General features: G+C 55.3%; 16 protein-coding genes and 2 pseudogenes. 6 read left to right on the top strand and 12 right to left on the bottom strand.

Annotated elements, in window-relative coordinates; translation table 11 throughout:
* Window positions 1-140: 140 nt before the first annotated feature.
* The 7 genes and pseudogenes from ACA073_RS08735 to ACA073_RS08705 form a co-directional block, all read right to left on the bottom strand.
* Window positions 141-359, bottom strand: a complete 219-nt coding sequence (locus ACA073_RS08735) for a hypothetical protein (protein ID WP_497402925.1) — start codon at window positions 357-359, stop codon at window positions 141-143.
* Between the two features lie 108 nt (window positions 360-467).
* A complete protein-coding gene (locus ACA073_RS08730; protein ID WP_497402924.1) occupies window positions 468-656 on the bottom strand; it encodes a hypothetical protein in 189 nt (62 codons plus the stop codon).
* Window positions 657-785: 129 nt separating this feature from the next.
* Window positions 786-1,214, bottom strand: coding sequence for a glycine zipper domain-containing protein (locus ACA073_RS08725; RefSeq protein WP_497402923.1), 429 nt, complete (start codon window positions 1,212-1,214; stop codon window positions 786-788).
* Window positions 1,215-1,403: 189 nt separating this feature from the next.
* Window positions 1,404-1,775 carry a bacteriocin gene (locus ACA073_RS08720; RefSeq protein WP_497402922.1) on the bottom strand — a complete coding sequence of 124 codons (372 nt, stop codon included), beginning with the start codon at window positions 1,773-1,775 and terminating at the stop codon, window positions 1,404-1,406.
* 312 nt (window positions 1,776-2,087) lie between these two features.
* Window positions 2,088-2,276: a hypothetical protein gene (locus ACA073_RS08715; RefSeq protein ID WP_497404025.1), complete on the bottom strand. Its 189-nt coding sequence runs from the start codon at window positions 2,274-2,276 to the stop codon at window positions 2,088-2,090.
* Between the two features lie 183 nt (window positions 2,277-2,459).
* Entirely contained in the window at window positions 2,460-2,780 is a 321-nt protein-coding gene (locus ACA073_RS08710) for a YbjQ family protein (RefSeq protein WP_497402921.1), read from the bottom strand.
* 28 nt (window positions 2,781-2,808) lie between these two features.
* Window positions 2,809-3,530, bottom strand: a pseudogene (locus ACA073_RS08705) (serine hydrolase domain-containing protein); the annotation flags it as partial.
* A gap of 57 nt (window positions 3,531-3,587) precedes the next feature.
* Here ACA073_RS08705 and ACA073_RS08700 point away from each other — a divergent pair.
* From ACA073_RS08700 to ACA073_RS08690, 3 genes and pseudogenes are all read left to right on the top strand, one after another.
* The gene (locus ACA073_RS08700; RefSeq protein WP_497404250.1) at window positions 3,588-3,821 is read left to right on the top strand and encodes a hypothetical protein; all 234 of its coding nucleotides are present in this window, start codon (window positions 3,588-3,590) and stop codon (window positions 3,819-3,821) included.
* Window positions 3,822-3,953: 132 nt separating this feature from the next.
* Window positions 3,954-5,213: a tyrosine-type recombinase/integrase gene (locus tag ACA073_RS08695; protein WP_497402920.1), complete on the top strand. Its 1,260-nt coding sequence runs from the start codon at window positions 3,954-3,956 to the stop codon at window positions 5,211-5,213.
* Window positions 5,212-5,508 (top strand): annotated as a pseudogene (locus tag ACA073_RS08690) (tyrosine-type recombinase/integrase); the annotation flags it as partial. The gene ACA073_RS08695 and the pseudogene ACA073_RS08690, both read left to right, overlap by 2 nt.
* Window positions 5,509-5,813: 305 nt before the next feature.
* On the opposite strand, the gene ACA073_RS08685 reads toward ACA073_RS08690, so the two are convergent.
* The 5 genes from ACA073_RS08685 to ACA073_RS08665 form a co-directional block, all read right to left on the bottom strand.
* On the bottom strand, window positions 5,814-7,463 hold the full coding sequence (locus ACA073_RS08685) for a hypothetical protein (RefSeq protein ID WP_497402919.1): 1,650 nt from the start codon (window positions 7,461-7,463) through the stop codon (window positions 5,814-5,816).
* Between the two features lie 342 nt (window positions 7,464-7,805).
* Entirely contained in the window at window positions 7,806-9,293 is a 1,488-nt protein-coding gene (locus tag ACA073_RS08680) for a peptidoglycan-binding domain-containing protein (RefSeq protein WP_497402918.1), read from the bottom strand.
* Window positions 9,280-10,719 carry an ATP-binding protein gene (locus ACA073_RS08675; RefSeq protein ID WP_497402917.1) on the bottom strand — a complete coding sequence of 480 codons (1,440 nt, stop codon included), beginning with the start codon at window positions 10,717-10,719 and terminating at the stop codon, window positions 9,280-9,282. Before ACA073_RS08675 ends, ACA073_RS08680 begins: the two co-directional genes overlap by 14 nt.
* A gap of 3 nt (window positions 10,720-10,722) precedes the next feature.
* Window positions 10,723-13,215, bottom strand: coding sequence for an Hsp70 family protein (locus ACA073_RS08670; RefSeq protein ID WP_497402916.1), 2,493 nt, complete (start codon window positions 13,213-13,215; stop codon window positions 10,723-10,725).
* Window positions 13,212-13,586: a hypothetical protein gene (locus tag ACA073_RS08665; protein WP_497402915.1), complete on the bottom strand. Its 375-nt coding sequence runs from the start codon at window positions 13,584-13,586 to the stop codon at window positions 13,212-13,214. Before ACA073_RS08665 ends, ACA073_RS08670 begins: the two co-directional genes overlap by 4 nt.
* Window positions 13,587-13,788: 202 nt before the next feature.
* Between ACA073_RS08665 and ACA073_RS08660 the strand changes: the two genes are divergently transcribed.
* The 3 genes from ACA073_RS08660 (at window position 13,789) to ACA073_RS08650 (ending at window position 16,261) form a co-directional block, all read left to right on the top strand.
* Window positions 13,789-14,139 (top strand): hypothetical protein, encoded by a 351-nt coding sequence (locus tag ACA073_RS08660; protein WP_497402914.1) that lies wholly within the window; start codon window positions 13,789-13,791, stop codon window positions 14,137-14,139.
* Between the two features lie 72 nt (window positions 14,140-14,211).
* A complete protein-coding gene (locus ACA073_RS08655; RefSeq protein ID WP_497402913.1) occupies window positions 14,212-15,180 on the top strand; it encodes a DUF932 domain-containing protein in 969 nt (322 codons plus the stop codon).
* Window positions 15,181-15,259: 79 nt separating this feature from the next.
* A complete protein-coding gene (locus tag ACA073_RS08650) occupies window positions 15,260-16,261 on the top strand; it encodes a YqaJ viral recombinase family nuclease (protein ID WP_497402912.1) in 1,002 nt (333 codons plus the stop codon).
* The last annotated feature ends 65 nt before the right edge of the window (window positions 16,262-16,326 follow it).

Below are 16,326 nucleotides of genomic sequence, written 5' to 3'. Positions count from 1 at the left end.
CGTGTTTCTACTACCTCTGCCAGTTTTATAAGCGCACTAGCATGGGGCGCCACGGGTCGTAATGAGTTATCCATGCAAAAAACCCAGCGGATAGCTGGGTTCAATACATCGCGTACTCGGCGACTCTTCACGGAAAAAGATCAACTCGGTTCTTTAGAGCCATCCTTCCCCGCAATATCCGGATCATCAGGAAGCGCTTCAACATCAGTATCCGTGCGCTTTACATCACTGTCAGGCACCTGCTCCACACCACCCTCATCATCCGGTGGACGCTGATCGCGACTCAGCGAATCAGTCGGCGAAGGCAGCGGGTACTCAGGGGTATCATCGATATCGGTGTCTTTGGGTTCAGCATTCATAAAGCACCTCTCAAGGGGCCTGAAAAACAGGTCCTGACATTTCGATGACAGCGTGACGAATGCAGTTCGATCTGGGGGACGATCGGTCGCTCCGATCGCAGCGGCTGATCATTGCTCGTCTTCGTCGTCATACTCATCTTCAAACTCTGTCTGGCCCACGTCACCCGCGTCATCGGCGTCGTTGAGCGGCACCGTTGCATCATCCATCAGCGACCCCGGATCTTCATTACCCGGATCATTGATAAATGGTAATCCGCTCGGACCTTTTTCTTCCTTGCCTTCGGTTTCAGGTGTCATGGCAGACCTCTCAATATTGAGGTGTGTATGAGGTTTCGAGGCAGCCTGGGGTCAAACGTTCCGGAGTACTTCTCGCGCAAACGAAAAACCCGGCGCCAGGCCGGGTTTCTACTGTTATTCGCTATCGAGTCAGCGATGTTTATTCTTGTGTTTATTCTTGTGTTTGTGTTTTTGCCCGTTACCGGAATGGGAACTGCCGCTGTCGGTGCCCAGATTGTTACCCACCGCGCCACCCGCAGCACCGCCCAGGCCCGCGCCGATGGTGGAACCGGTTGAGCCACCGAGGCTGTTACCAATCACCGAACCACCCGCCGAGCCCAAGCCACCACCGACGGCTGCTGCGGTGCGGCTGCCTTTAGGCGCACCAACCGCACTGCCCGCCGCGCCACCCACACCTGCGCCAATAGCTGCACCTGTGCTGCCGCCCATTTGCTGGCCGACCACGTTACCCAACGCACCGCCAATGCCACCGCCGACTGCAGCGGTGCCATCACCGGCAGCCATTGCACCTTGAGCGACCAAAAGTCCCAGAACCAACGTGGACAATGTCAAACGCATGATATGAACCTCTAATTCCGCATCGGGGGAAAAGAACGCGCTGCGGATCGGCGGAGTCTAGCACCTGCCACCACTGAATCCGGCCAGCGATGACGGTTGGACCGCTAAAGATGCAAAAGCTGCGAAAGAGAAACAGCTAGATACAAAAAGCCCGGCATCAAGCCGGGCTTTTGAACTGATCACTCAGTATCAGTGCCGCTTGTGGCCCTTGGCCAGGTTGCTGCCAACACCGCCGCCCAATGCACCGCCCAAACCAGCACCGATGGTGGAGCCGGTCTTGCCGCCCAGGCTGTTGCCGATCAGCGAGCCGCCCGCTGCACCCACACCGCCGCCGATCGCGGCTTTGGTGCGACTGCCTTTGCGTGCTGCCACCGCACTGCCGGCTGCGCCCGCTACACCGGCACCAATCGCTGCGCCCGTGCTGCCACCCATGCTTTGGCCGACGACGTTACCCAGCGCGCCACCCAGACCGCCACCCAGCGCGGCCGTGCCGTCGCCAGCAGCCATTGCACTTTGAGCAACCAAAAGCCCCAGAACCAGAGCGGGCAGTGTTAAACGCATGACAAGAACCTCAAAAATGGGGGGAAATCAAAAAGGGGCGAGATTGAATGCTTTAGCGGCGAGAAAGTCCAGACGCACTGACCTTAACCTCGCCATTGGCGACGGTTGGACAACGTTTATGGAAAAGGTTTTATGACAGGCAAAAAAAAGCCCGCTGGGGAGACGGGCCAGGTGTTGCTTTCTAACGGATGAGTTGAGATTACGTAAGACCTTGTGAAAACTTTGTGAAAAAAACAGACAAGAAAACAGGCGCCAGAAAAAATCATTCAGGCATAAAAAACCCCGCTCAATGACGGGGTCTATACAGGGCATCTACTTCCTGACCGGTGCCGCTACCTTGGGTAAAAATTTCGCCTTCGGTCCCTGGCGCACCATGGTTTTCATCTTGCCGAGCTTGACCTTGTCCTCACCAAAGCCCGGCTCATAGTCTGTCTGGCCACACTGCACGCAATTGTTGATTGGAAATTCAGCCCCATCGTCTTCGATATACGGATCAGCCATCTTTTCGCCCCTTTCAAATGCGGGATCGACACCGGCAAAACCCTTTGCCTGAAACATATCGACCACCAAGCTTTCTAGACTAGTCGGTCATTACCGGACTTGTAATTCCTATCCTTCAACGCCCGACGAATGGAATATAGCGCTTCCTACAAAACCAACACGTGATTTCTCACCAGACCAGACTCACCTCAGTTTAACGGCCGTCCCGGTTACGAAAACCACCACCATCCCGCCCTTCCCGGCTGGCATGCTGATCTCATAATCGAGCCCCACCACGGCATCGGCCTGAATCGCCCGCGCCCGTTCCTTGATCTCATCGGTCGCCTGAATCCGCGCTTCGTTCAACGCACGCTCCAATGTCTGAGACCGCCCGCCAAAAAAATCCCGCATCCCCGCGAACATGTCGCGAATAACGTTCACGCCCTGCACAGACTCGGCGCTGACAATGTCCAGGTAGGCGGTGATCTGTCGGCCTTCGATGGTGTGGGTTGTGGTGGTGATCATGGGTTTTCCTTTTTCATGGCCTTGGCATTCAAGGCAACCGGGACAAATGTTGAGCCAGCGCATCAAACGCCGGCAACGTAACGGGATCGTTGGCCGAGTTGCTGGCAACGGGATGGGAAGCGTATCGAACGATGACCATCTCGGCCGCAGGGTCGACATAGATGCGCTGCCCATGAACGCCCCGCGCCATGAATGCCCCGCCTTCCTTGTTCGTCACCCACCACACCGACCGGTAACTCCACCCTTTCAACAAGTCGAAACCGGCCTTGGCGAAAAGTTTTTGTCACCACCATGGCGAATGTCATCGACCACTGCTTCGGGCACGATCTGTTGGCCATTGAACCGACCCTCATTGCGCAGCATCTCGCCAAACCGCGCCAGGTCCCGCAGACCGGTATTCAACCCACCGCCAGCAAACGGAGTGCCGATGGAATCCACCGTGAAATAGGCATCCTGCTCGGCACCCAGCCGACTCCAGATACGCTCCGACAATAACTGCGCGACACTGCGCCCGGTCACTCGAGCGATGACCCAACCCAGAGCGTCAGTGTTGACGGTCTTATAAGCAAACGCGCTGCCGTGTTCGCCTTGCAGTTGAACCGTCTGCAAAAACTCGTAGTAACTTCGCGGACCTGTGTAGTCCTTTGGCGTGGGCAACGGGCTGCCAGCTTTCGCATGAGCCCAGACTTCGGCATTCGGGTCGGCGTAGTCTTCGCTGTACTTGAGCGCGGTGGTCATATCGAGGACCTGGAGCTTTGCGGGGTCGCTTGCGTTTGCCCGGGAAGGCGCATTTAGGGGCTGATTCCCATGGAAACACTCAACCACTTGGGTTTCCACCATGACGTCCCACACGCCCGGGACATCTCCTACATCAAATTCAGAAACGCCTCTGCCGCTGTCGTTGAGACAGCATCAGCCAAACTCAAAATCCATACCCCAGAAACCACAAAACCCCTGACTTCTTTCGAAATCAAGGGTTCTGGTTACATCGAATTTGGCGGTGAAGGAGTCCGCCAAATTAATATCCATCAACAACCATGACAATTCTATATCCCTTTGTTTTAAAGGGAGCATAAGCCTATCATCGTCTCAAGATATCCACCAACATCCGTCACCTTCCTAGCCTATGTGGGGGAACAGATGGGGGAACAGAAACGATTGAGGAATACTCCCTTGGGAAAGCTGACCGCTAAACAAATCGAAAATCTAACGACTCCAGGTACCTACGAAGATGGAGACGGTCTTCGCCTCCTGATCAAACCCAACGGGAAGAAATATTGGGTGCTGCGTTTCCAGCTTGCAGGTAAGCGCAGAGAAATGGGCCTAGGCACCTATCCCGCAGTCGGTCTTAAGGAGGCTCGGCAAAACAGCAGTGATAAGCGACGTTTACTGCGGGACGGCATTGACCCGTTGCAGGCACGTGATGATGAGCGCACAGCACTGCAAGCTGCTGAGCACCATCGCATTAGGAAATCCGTAACGTTCCAAGACGTATCCAACGATTACATAGAGGCCCATCGTGCTGGTTGGAAAAACGTCAAACATGCTCAACAGTGGACGAACACATTGGCTACTTACGCTGCTCCCGTCATCGGTGAACTCGCCACCAACCAGATCACCACCGAGCATCTTCTCGAAATCCTGAAACCTATTTGGGCCAGCAAAGCCGAAACTGCTAGCCGGGTGCGCAACAGGATCGAACTAGTCCTAGATGCTGCTAAAGCGCGTGGATTGCGCGACGGTGAAAATCCAGCCCGCTGGCGTGGACACTTGGACAAGCTGTTACCGCCAAGCTCCAAGGCTAAGCGCACCCAAAACCACCCGGCATTGCCCTACTCGGAGTTGTCTCGCTTCATGCAGGCACTTAATAGTGTTGAAGGACTCTCTGCCAGCGCCCTCAAAATAGCCATCCTCACGGCCTGCAGAACCAGCGAAGTTCTTGACGCTGACTGGAGTGAAGTCGACTTGAAAGCCAAGCTATGGTCGATTCCAGCGGCGCGCATGAAAGCGGGCAAAGCCCACACTGTGCCACTCTCCGATACCCTGATCGCGCTACTGGAAGAGCTCCCACGTATTAAAGGCAGCTCACTACTGTTCCCAGGCTCCCGCAAAGGGCGACCGATTAGCAATATGGCCATGCTGATGACCCTGCGTCGCATGGACCAAAAGGACCTAGAAGATGGGGGTAATGGCTGGCGCGATAGCAACGATAGAGTCATTACAGCTCACGGCTTTCGCAGCACATTCAGGGATTGGGCGGCTGAATGTACGCACCATGCACGCGAAGTCTGTGAGATGGCTTTGGCTCACGTTGTCGCCAACGGTGCGGAAGCCGCCTACTGGCGCAGTGACTTGTTGGAAAAGCGCCGTTCGCTGATGACTGAATGGGCCAACTTTGTGACCCTCAACGTAAATGGGTCAGCCATTCCTTAGCAACATGACGTTGAAGCGCATGGGCTTCGAAGGTCGCCTGGTCAGCCACAGCATGCGCTCAATGGCCAGCACCATCCTCAACGAGCACGGATGGGAACCTGAATTGATCGAGGTGGCGCTTGCCCATGTAGACGAAGACGAGGTTCGCAGCGCATACAACCGGGTGGACTACATCAAACGCAGACGCCCGATGATGGCGTGGTGGAGCGAGCACATCCAGGAAGCAGCTACCGGCAACCTGTCAGTGGCAGCCATCAAGGAAAGCAGGGGCCAAAAAGTCGTATCGATTCATTGAACCGACAGATTAAAAGCAGGCTTCGCGGGGTACTGGCCCAGAGCAGACTGATGGAGCAACCTCGTTCTGCCAGATGCTTAATGTTCTGGGCTGGAGCGGCCTGTACCGCCCGCGGAGGTTTCGATTAAAAAACTGCGCGATCTGATGGAGCGAGTCTCCCTGCTTCCAGCGGTCCCACATCAATGTCTTCAGACTTTCAGTGCAATGGATCCGGGGGCTTTGCTGCATCTGCAACATTCCTCCTGACTACGCAGGATTTAGCGTGTCGCATCCCTCGATTGAATCCACAAGTAAAATCGGCCCCCTCATCCGTTGGCGAACATCAGCACAATCAAACCCAGCGAAATAGCGATGTGCCACTTGTCGAAAGTGCGCAGTCTCCCCTTACCCAAGAAGCGATAGCCCCCAGCGGTTGGAATAACCCGATAGCGAGCAATTGGGAAGATCGGAATGAAGAAAACGACGAAGTAATACGTCGCCATGTACGAACCGTCGACAGGATTTTTGTCTGTACTCCCATAAAGCGTGACGCCTATCCCGTTGATAGAGCGCAAGGATGGCGCCTTCTCGATATGCTCAAGATCACCGAGGCTGGCGTGATTGGCCTTGACGATAGCTAGGTTCTCGTTGAGCCTCTGGCGGAGTTGCACTTCCGATGCGAGCGTCAGCGCCCTCTCCAGCAACGAAATGCATGGCTCCCACTTTGATGTCTGATTGCCGTAAGTCACCGCGCACTGCAAGAGCGCAACCGCGAGTATGTCTTTAGCCTCCCGGTATGCTGGAGAGTTCACCTTAACAGGCGCGGCCTTCAGCAACTCCCCCCCCTCATTTAGCAAGCGCAGTCCCTCGTCATTCGCAGCGCGAGGGTTCCGTTCAATGTTCTTGAGAACGCTCTCACACAGCGTGCGAATTGGATCGATCGCGGCAGACTCGCTCCGGCGCTGCGAAATGTCGGTAAGAACATCCAAATCCTGCTCAACCCGCTCCGCGACTTCTGGCAATTCGGCAAAGAGCTCTTGTATCAGCCCAATCAGTCTCCGCGACTGGATAAGCATGTCATGCTCGTTAAACAGCTCGAGCGCAAGACTACGGATAGAGTACGCAATCACGTGACTCGGCTCGTGATCGATACCCCTAGCCTTGGCGCTCAACTGGATTGGTTGTGCGACCTTGTCCCAATTGCGCGCTACCGCTTCGAGTTTATCCACAATGGACTTTACGACACCCTCGCCTGACTTCGCAGAGTCTCTAGCAGCCTTAATGAGCTTCTGAACATTCTCCGCCTCTTTCTGGAGGAATCCCTGCGTTTCGACGGCGTAGCTATCCACGAGATCGTCTATCAACTCTGGCGCATAATCCTCCCCTCCACTCGTAACTCCGTCGACAGCTGCCGTCATGGCATTAACAAGAGACGTTGGTGGAAGTCTGTTGAGCGCATCCTTGATAGCATTGCGGTAATAACGCTTTCGCTCTGTAAGCTCAGTTTCGATCTGATTCACGCCCTTTACCTCAGGGAAGCCGGACACAGATCGATCTTCGTTGATATCACGTAACACTTGGTCGACGGACAGATCGTCGACTAGGTAAGCCATTTCCTGAATAAACTCAGCAACATCGTCGGCAGTGACTCTGTCGTCGATCGCCTCAAACGCCACCGCCATAAGGTTCAGGTGAGCTAGGGTTGGTAGACCAGATTCCCTACGTACCGACATCGGATCCTTAAGCAATACCCCGACAAGCTGCGAAGCTTTTCTGGGAGACACACCAGGCAGCCATGCCATTTCAGCGATCAACCTTGTTCTCGGACTGGTCAAGTCAGATCGCGCTTTTTGGCATGCGTCATGATCCAACTCTAGCGACTTCTCTTCTGCCAACTCGACGATGCGCCTGCGGTCATCCCTAGTGGTAACTCCGAGAAGCGCAAATGGGTTCTGGTGGATATTTGTCGTCTGCATATTTCGCTGGCGCCGGGTTCCCGATGAGTCAGATACTGATTGTGATACGGATATACAGTCGCTGGCTGCGACCCGATCTGGCAAGCCTTTTCAGTCACGGAGGGATCCTCAGTGACTGAAAAGCGCTTCCAAGTGATTGCGGATTTCATTAGCAAAAGCTGAAAGCTGCGTTGCTGAGAATAGGCATTCGGACAGAACGAGCGAAAGAGCCCGTTCGTGTTCTGCCTTCGGTAACGCCTGCAGGACTGGCATGGAGCCAAGGTTTCTAACTTTTCAGCCCCGCAGGCTCGTCATGCTAGTAATTCAACAGGTGCTTCTCTGTTCTTAGGCAAGTCAGCCGACCTAATAACTACGCACAGCACGCCTCTCGGCATCTCCAACGCGTATTGCCTCTTGAGACGAAAGTTTGGAATGGTCGCATAGCGCCGGATACTGGCCACCAATGCACATAGCGAAATTTGCTTTGCGCTCAGCTGCATCAACACGCGCCGCTTCAGACTGAGTCAGCAGTGAATGGTCACACAACACCGGATACTGGCCGCCAATACACTTAGCGAAATTTGCTTTGCGCTCAGCTGCATCAACACGCGCCGCTTCAGACTGAGTCAGCAGTGAATGGTCACACAACACCGGATACTGGCCGCCAATACACTTAGCGAAATTTGCTTTGCGCTCAGCTGCATCAACACGCGCCGCTTCAGACTGAGTCAGCAGTGAATGGTCACACAACACCGGATACTGGCCGCCAATGCATTTAGCGAAATTTGCTTTATCCCTGCTTGGCTCAGATTGACGCGCATTTTGGGGCTGGGGAGCAACATTTGGAGCCCTTTCCGCTCCCCCTCCCCGTATAGTTCCTCCATTTAGCGAGGAGCTTGAGTTCAGAGCCGTGGCATTCAGCTGTGTAAGCAGCGAGGTGCTAGCGATGCCATCTGAGACAAGGCCGCTATCCCGCTGAAAGGCCTGAATCGCCAAGTGTGTTTTATCCCCGAACAAACCATCGGCATTTCCAGCGTCATATCCGAGTTCATTTAAGCGGCGCTGAATCGCTTGAACCGTGGCGTCCGGCATCGGCCGAGCGGCCATCCGCGTCGGAGCTTTCACTATTGCCGCGGGACTGCGCGCGAACCTGTTGCGCCCCTCGGTTTCAAGCTGACCACGATGCCGCTCAACGTCTGCTCGCGCGCTTTCAAGCGTGCCGTCTCGATAGCGAAATTCACCACACCGGCTGTTGTAATCATCTACGAAAGCATTGAATCGGTTTACGTCCGACTCGTTTTGGTTGTCGAGCACGGAGTCCGATGCATCGATACGCATCTTCTCGGCCAAGCAGTAGTGAATCTGCTCTGTCGAGAGCACATTATTACGGCCAACTGAAGGTTTATCCTCGACTGGGCGACTCGGTGCCTGAGGTTTTACGGCAGGCGACTGCCACGCCGGAGCCTGTGCCACTGACGTCGAAGAAGTCCCAGGAGAATACGCCAGCCCAGAGGACCTGTTGTTTCCCGATTGGGACGTTATGAGCCACATAACTCCAATGAGTGCAGCAATTCCAAACACCCACTTGCCAGTTGATGAGCCCCCAGATGGCTGAGTAGGTGGTTGATACGACTGCGGAGTAGGTTTGGAGGGCTCTTGGTGAACCTGCCGACTAGTCTGTGCAGACTGCTGAGAAGATGAGCCCAAAGATGCACCCTGCACCTGCCCCAGAGTGCCGGCAATCGTGGCATCAATATCCGACACCATTGAAGAAAGGCCTGCAAAGCCTTTTTCATCACCCTGTTTCTCTTCTTCTCCAGACGACACGCACCAGCCCTCAAATAAATCCAATCCGACGCGGCACACCGCCTTCACGCTCTCTAGCGGGGGCCGACCGCATCGCGGACAAAAGACTGTCCTGGTCTAGCCTATCCTTCCCAGAGCGGGCTGCAAGCCTCGCTCCCTCACGCACAACGAACGCCACATCCGACAATGGCCTTCCAGTGAGTTCCCGAGCAAATGGCTTCAGGTCGACGTCTTCCTCACTCGGCAAGGCCAACAGTAGCTTCTCTAACAACGACAGAACTTCGACTTCACTGGCATAGTCCACTTTGACAACGTGATCGAAGCGGCCCCTTCGCATGATGGCGGGATCAATCATGTCAACCCGGTTTGTCATCGCGACGATGAGCACTTCGCTCTTTGCGGCCTCTGGTATACGCCGTAGGAACTCAGCGACCTCCTCGACACGATGATGCCCCGAACCCATCTCGCGATCGGCGAGAAATGCCTCCATCTCGTCGATGACGAGGACTGACGGTGCGCTCTGTATTGCTTTGTCGAAAATCTCCGCCACCTTCTTGCTGGTTTCATGGATGTAGGGGCTAGCAACGCTCGACGCATCAATCTGGAAGCTCGGCCAGCCAAGAAAGTCGATCAGTCGATCAACTGCAAAAGTTTTGCCGCACCCGGGTGGTCCATGCAAAACCACAGCAGACGGGTAGTCGATACCTAGGGCCTTGTAGCGGTCACGGTTCTGGATGATGTCGACAATGTGTTCGTTGAAGAAGTTGGCAAGCTCAGGACGACCAGCCAGCTCAAATACTTTTTCTGCTGGCGCGCCTTCAGGTATAGCGTCCACTCTGTTCGCGCGCTGATCGGGAACTGCGTCGGGCCGAGGCATCTCACTTCGCCTCTTATCAGCCGGAATAATCTCAACAACTTCAAACCCCGCCGCTTGTACTACCTCCTTGAGATGACCAGCGCCGAGCCAACTCATAGTCTGGCGAAGCCTACGGAACGATTTTGCAGAAACGCTAGCGCCACCTGTCAGCCAGTGTCCGAGTACGAAATCATCGTCCGTTCTGGAACTGATACTGTAGGTTGGGAGGAGGCGGCTGATCTTCTCGACATACAAAGCGTCTTGCAATGGTGACTCTGCATCTATGTCACGTGTTGCCTTCAGCGCCAGCGCAAACGATAGTGCCTCCGCTTTTGTATCAGGAGACCTTCCTTCGGTGACCGGGCAAAGCACCTGGCTTGGTCCACATGAAATCGCCCAAAGGCGCTGATCTCCAAAGTCGAATGAGCTGAAGAGGCCTGTTTCCATCAATCCAGCGTCTATCCAACGATGGGCGAGTTCATCATGTGCAACCAGCGCTCGCCCATCGCCTTGGGTCTCTAGAATCTGCCAGTTTGTGCCCTCGGACACCGCGATTCGCGCCTTCGCGCCATCCGGTAATTTGTACCCAACTGGGAGCCACGCATCAAGGGCCATTGGTCAACTCCGAACGATATTAGCGCCAGCCATCATTTCATCATCGCCAGCTGAGCCGATACGCACCGAGTCGAGATGTCCGACTACCGCGCGCAGCTTGTCGATGTCATTCGCCTTGAGCGCGTCGGCACCGGCAGCGACTAACTGCGCATGCTCTCTCGCATCCGAAAACAGGTACTCGTCCTGCGCAAGCCATTTGAATCGATCGATTACAAACCATTCCTGACGCCAAAGAATAATGAAGTTCTTTCCGCGCAAATCATCCAGGTGAGATTCAAAGTCACCATTGATGTAGCCTATCGCTCGCTGAGCGGTCTTAACTAAATTATCGAAGGCATTGGCTTCAGTAGGGCGAGCATGCTCACGTACTGCCTGATCGAAGAACTCGACAATCTTATCCAGTTCAAGCTGGCGAATATCCCTCAAATGTTCCTTGCGAGCGAGAGCCAATAGCCGCTTGGCCTCCTGGACGTTATCCATTGCCTGCTTCGCAGTTTCGGGGTCTGATTCACCGGACTTAATCGACTCTGCTTGCTTTAGCTTGTCTCGTGCTTGATCCAGTCGCGGATCGTCAATTTTCGATGCCATCTCCTCGAGGCGCTGGAGCGCATGCCCCGACTGCTCCTCAACAAGTTTTGATGCCTTTGTGTAGTCGATTTGGCCTTCTTGGCGGGAGTAGAAATTGCGACTGCTAGAGAACGAACTACCGATCGAAGGTACAGAAACCTCCATCATGATGTTCCCGGAGTCGAGCACTTCGTACTCACAGATCATCTCAGCGCCTGCTGAGATGACACCATCATCAAAGTCAGATCCCTTGATCTCGAACATACCGATAAATCGATTGTCATTGACCGGGTCGGAGATCTCCCCCTCCCACAGTTTGAACTTGATTGACCCGGTACTGCCTGCCTTGAGCGACTCCTCAGTTTTGAAGGTCTTCTTGCCCTTCTTGGGCAATTGATCACCTTCGCGAACCAAGTAATCGAGAACAAATCGCCCGGCGAGCTTGTCGCGCGCCTCAACGCCAATCGAGTGGGACGCAGGAATCGCATCGATGCTAGCTGCTGTCCGCGAGATAACGATCTTGTCATCTCGAAGTACGACTGGCCCACCCTTCGAGTCAAATACGAAAACTTTGAATGTGTTCCCCCCAGGCTTCGCAAGGTTGAGCTCGACTGCGGCTCCATCTTTGAGAGCCATCCGACCTGAAGACCAACCTGTGTCCAAACTGTCAATCTGAAACTCAACGCCAGCCGCAGCACTCCCACCAAGCTTGACCACGACTTTCGCTTTCGAATCCGGTGTCCGCGCGATGTAGTTGAAAGAGAGATCCAGAGCCCCACCCGTGCTGAGCGCTCCCCTGGCACTCTTCCGACCGCGGCTTTGCGAACCCCAGTCAATAGATTCGGCAAAGACTGCCGCACCTTCTGCCACAGCCGTCATGGGATTCACGTCCGTAGATGGCGCTATACCCAGTTCAAACGCAACTCGGTCACGCAGGGGCTTGTACTGCGTGGGCCCACCAACAAACACAATACGTTCAACATCGTGAGGACTCAGACCTGCTTTCTCAAGAGTTTCCCGAGCGGATTGAATCGACTCATTCACCTTGCTGGCAATCAACTCATCGAGAAGTTTTCTGGTGAAAGGAATGTCGACATATATTTCCGAACCGGACTCATCACTAACACCGAGGTCAGACTCTGTAAGACTGATTACGGAATCTTCCTTGGCGGAAAGCTCAATCTTCGCCTTCTCTGAGGCCCAAAGACACATTCTCAGCAGTGATTTGTATTTTTGGCTTGCACTGAAATCTTCAGGGACATCAAAGTTCGATATAAGCCACGGCTTGACTACGTTATCGAGAATGGAGCGATCGAAGTCTGTGCCACCGCACATCGCGACGCCGCCGTGGGCCAGCAGGCTAACCCGACCACTGATACTTTCTGCGATGGCAATATCCAACGTTCCACCACCGAGATCAAACACCAGAAAAACGCCATCACCTTTCCGCTGCTTCATGACACACATGACAGCCGCAACTGGCTCTTGCATCAACGCAACGCTGCCCAGGCCAGCCATTTCAGCTGCAGCCAGCGTTGCGTCCTTTTGCATCTGATTGAAGGCAGCAGGTACCGTAATCACGGTCCCCGTGTCTCCGCCATTCCTGATTTCCTCTGGGAGATACCCGAAGCACAGCTTGAGAATTTCGGCTGAACACTCTTCCGGAGTCATCGTAATGGTGACTGCTGCCAGCTTTACCGGGGTGCTTGTCCCCATCATTCGCTTGAACTTAGTGGCAGCGTTATCTGGGTTCTTGGCGGCGCTATCGTATGCGCGCTTACCCAAGTACTTGTTGCCTCGCCTATCAATGAAAATAGCGGATGGCGTGACATCATTTTGATCAGGGCTCTTGTAAAGGCGCACAGACTCCCCGTCGTATGAGCAAATTGCACTGTTCGTTGTGCCAAGATCGATTCCGACGTATTTCATGCGTGCACCTTCCTAAGCATCACCGTGCCCTGTTTCCGTAAGCCTTCAGGTCCCACGATGATGGGCTCGACCATTTGATCGACCAGCAGCTCATCATCAGGACCAAAATCGCCAATGTTTAGGGCGGAGGCAGCCATTCCTGGGTCGAACAGCTGGCCTTCAACGTTCACAAGCTTCAGCCCACTGCCATCAAGGCTTTCTTCGACCGCCTTTTGGAAGTAGCGGAGCTGATTGATGTATCGGCCGGCTTCACCTGCATCCAGCTTGTTAACAACGCGCGCAAACAGGCGTGAAAATCGCCAGCTTTCTACGGCTATTTCCATGAGGGACTGTTCTAGTTGGTCGATTGTTTTTCCGTGTTCGCTTGCCATACTTTTCTCCCCTCTGGCAGTCCCTCACTGCCCTGACTAAACAAGAAGGCGCCTGAAAAAGCGTCGCGTTTGGCTGTGTGCCGGATAGTATCAAAATGATGATACTAGCTGCATCCGGACACCCTGACAGTCGATCTATCTCGATTCAAAAGTTTTTCAATCATACATAACTGCAATGACATCACCACCAAGGAGTTTGCCCATGTCATTGCAGTGCCCTCGCTGTCACTCCCCCAAAATCGCTTCTTTCCATCACGCCATGAAAATTGGCGCGGCCATCGGCACCGTGGGTGGTGCTGCACGTGGCGTCAGCGCTGCCTTGGCTGGCGGTCAAGCGGGGGCGCTTATTGGCGCTTTCGCCGGCCCTGTCGGTATCACCCTCGGTTCGGTATCAGGTGCCATCCTCGGTGGCCTGGCCGGCGGGGTTGGTGGTTGTGCGCTCGGCGCGCAGCTGGGCGAATCGCTCGACCGCCACGTCCTGGCCCACAACCTCTGCCTGCTCTGTGGTCATCGCTTCAACCTGCCTACATCCAAACAACCTCCTAACTTCTAACCCCATCAATCATTGCCGGGACTGCGCATGCCCAGCGCTTTATGCCGGCGTGCACCTAAAGGAATCTCAACCATGGCTCATCTCGTCGAAACAATGGCCTACGCTGGCGCAGCCCCATGGCATGGCCTGGGCAATCCGCTCACTCAGAAACAACCCATCGAGGTCTGGCAACGCGAAGCCGGCATGGACTGGACAATCCAGGAAAGCCCCGTGCATTTCAAGGCAGATGCGATTGGTCATCTGGGTTCTATTCACTCGTACCCCGAACAGAAGGTGCTGTTCCGCTCGGACAGCAAGGCACCGCTTTCGGTAGTCTCCAATCGCTATCACACCGTGCAGCCAAAGGAAGTTTTGGAGTTCTACCGAGACCTGACTGAGGTCTCTGGCTACGAGCTGGAAACAGCCGGCGTGCTCAAAGGTGGACGCAAGTTCTGGGCGCTGGCGCGTACCGGGCAAGGTGCAGCGCTCAAGGGTAACGACCAAGTGAATGGCTACCTGCTGTTGGCAACTTCCTGCGACGGCACCCTGGCCACCACAGCAACGCCAACCACTGTTCGCGTAGTCTGCAACAACACCCTGACCATCGCCTTGGACGGCACCAGCCGGGCGATCAAGGTGCCCCACAACACCCGCTTCGATCCGAAGGCGGTGAAGAAACAACTCGGCATCGCCGTCTCGCAATGGGACGACTTTATGTACCGCATGCGTGCGCTGGCCGAGCGCAAGGTGCAGTGGCATGAGGCGCTGGGCTTCTTTATGAACGTGCTGTGCGAGACCAATCCGACCGGCGCACTGCCGGAGGTGCTGCCCAACGAGCGCGCCCTGCGCAAGGTTCAGGAGCTGTATGAAGGCCGGGGCCGGGGCAGTCAGCTGGACTCGGCACGTGGAACCGCCTGGGGCCTGCTCAACTCCGTGACCGAGTTTGTCGATCACGAGCGTCGTGCGCGCAGCAATGAGTACCGCATGGATTCGGCATGGTTCGGCCAAGGCGCGCAGATCAAGCAACGCGCCTTGGACACCGCTCTGCAACTGGTCGCCTGACCGCTTACCTCCTCCACCCCATAAAGCCCGATCAGCCTGGTTGCTGATCGGGCGTTTCTATGTCCACTAGGTGAACGCTATGAAAGCTACTTCGTTGAGCCGCGCCAGCAAGCCGCGCCCGGCGCTGCGTTTAATCAGTACCAAGGAACTGCCTCGTGAAGATTGGCTGATGGTGCGTAAACAGGGCATCGGCAGCTCGGATGCCGGCGCTGCAGTAGGCCTAAATCCCTACAAGTCGCAGCTAGAGCTGTGGTTGGAGAAAACAGGTCGCGATACCACCCTGCCTAAGGCCGATCCGCACGATGAGGAAAGCCCGATGTACTGGGGCAATGTGCTGGAGCCGATCGTGGCTTGGCATTACAGCAAGCGCACCAGCAAACGCGTACGGCGCATCAACGCCGTACTGCAGCATCCAAACCCTGAGATGTCCTGGATGCTGGCCAACATCGACCGAGAGGTAATCGGTGCTGACGATGTGCAGATCCTCGAATGCAAGACTGCCGGCATAAACGGCGCACGCCTCTGGAAAGAAGGCGTGCCCGAGTATGTGCAACTGCAGGTAATGCATCAGCTTGCAGTCACCGGCAAGCAGGCTGCGGATGTCGCTGTATTGCTGGGCGGCCAGACGCTGGAGATCCACCGCATCGAACGGGACGAGCAGATGATTGGCCGCCTGATCGAGCTGGAGCGTAAGTTCTGGCACTACGTCGAGACCGACACGCCACCGCCTGCTGATGGCTCAGCCTCGGCTGAAATGGCACTGCGCGCGCTCTATCCGGAGGACAACGGCCAGACCGCTGATTTCAGTGGCCGCGCTGGTTTGGCAGCGGCCTACCTAGAGCTCAAGGCTGTGCGCCAATCCATCAGCGAGAAGGAAACGCGCGAAGCCCAGCTCAAGCAGTTGCTGCAACAGGCCATGGGGGATGCCACCCGCGCGGAGTTCAGCCACGGCTTTATCAGCTGGAAGAAATCCAAAGACAGCAACGTGCTCGATGTTGAACGCATGCTGAAGGACAAACCCTACCTGCAGGTTCGCTACACCAAGCCCAAGGAAGGCAGCAGGCGCTTCCTGGTCGGCTAATCCCAACACGTCTAACCATTCCCTCCCCTTGGCCAGCCCATGCAGTTAACGCTGCGTGGCTGGCC

Source organism: Pseudomonas sp. LBUM1670, assembly GCF_059695695.1.
This window is presented reverse-complemented; position numbering and strand designations above follow the sequence as displayed.

Coding starts and splice junctions, on each gene's coding strand:
- ACA073_RS08660 (WP_497402914.1), top strand. CDS start 13,789: ATGTCATTGCAGTGCCCTCGCTGTCACTCCCCCAAAATCGCTTCTTTC.
- ACA073_RS08700 (WP_497404250.1), top strand. CDS start 3,588: ATGGAAACACTCAACCACTTGGGTTTCCACCATGACGTCCCACACGCC.
- ACA073_RS08655 (WP_497402913.1), top strand. CDS start 14,212: ATGGCTCATCTCGTCGAAACAATGGCCTACGCTGGCGCAGCCCCATGG.
- ACA073_RS08720 (WP_497402922.1), bottom strand. CDS start 1,775: ATGCGTTTAACACTGCCCGCTCTGGTTCTGGGGCTTTTGGTTGCTCAA.
- ACA073_RS08685 (WP_497402919.1), bottom strand. CDS start 7,463: ATGCAGACGACAAATATCCACCAGAACCCATTTGCGCTTCTCGGAGTT.
- ACA073_RS08670 (WP_497402916.1), bottom strand. CDS start 13,215: ATGAAATACGTCGGAATCGATCTTGGCACAACGAACAGTGCAATTTGC.
- ACA073_RS08665 (WP_497402915.1), bottom strand. CDS start 13,586: ATGGCAAGCGAACACGGAAAAACAATCGACCAACTAGAACAGTCCCTC.
- ACA073_RS08730 (WP_497402924.1), bottom strand. CDS start 656: ATGACACCTGAAACCGAAGGCAAGGAAGAAAAAGGTCCGAGCGGATTA.
- ACA073_RS08725 (WP_497402923.1), bottom strand. CDS start 1,214: ATGCGTTTGACATTGTCCACGTTGGTTCTGGGACTTTTGGTCGCTCAA.
- ACA073_RS08650 (WP_497402912.1), top strand. CDS start 15,260: ATGAAAGCTACTTCGTTGAGCCGCGCCAGCAAGCCGCGCCCGGCGCTG.
- ACA073_RS08710 (WP_497402921.1), bottom strand. CDS start 2,780: ATGATCACCACCACAACCCACACCATCGAAGGCCGACAGATCACCGCC.
- ACA073_RS08715 (WP_497404025.1), bottom strand. CDS start 2,276: ATGGCTGATCCGTATATCGAAGACGATGGGGCTGAATTTCCAATCAAC.
- ACA073_RS08675 (WP_497402917.1), bottom strand. CDS start 10,719: ATGGCCCTTGATGCGTGGCTCCCAGTTGGGTACAAATTACCGGATGGC.
- ACA073_RS08735 (WP_497402925.1), bottom strand. CDS start 359: ATGAATGCTGAACCCAAAGACACCGATATCGATGATACCCCTGAGTAC.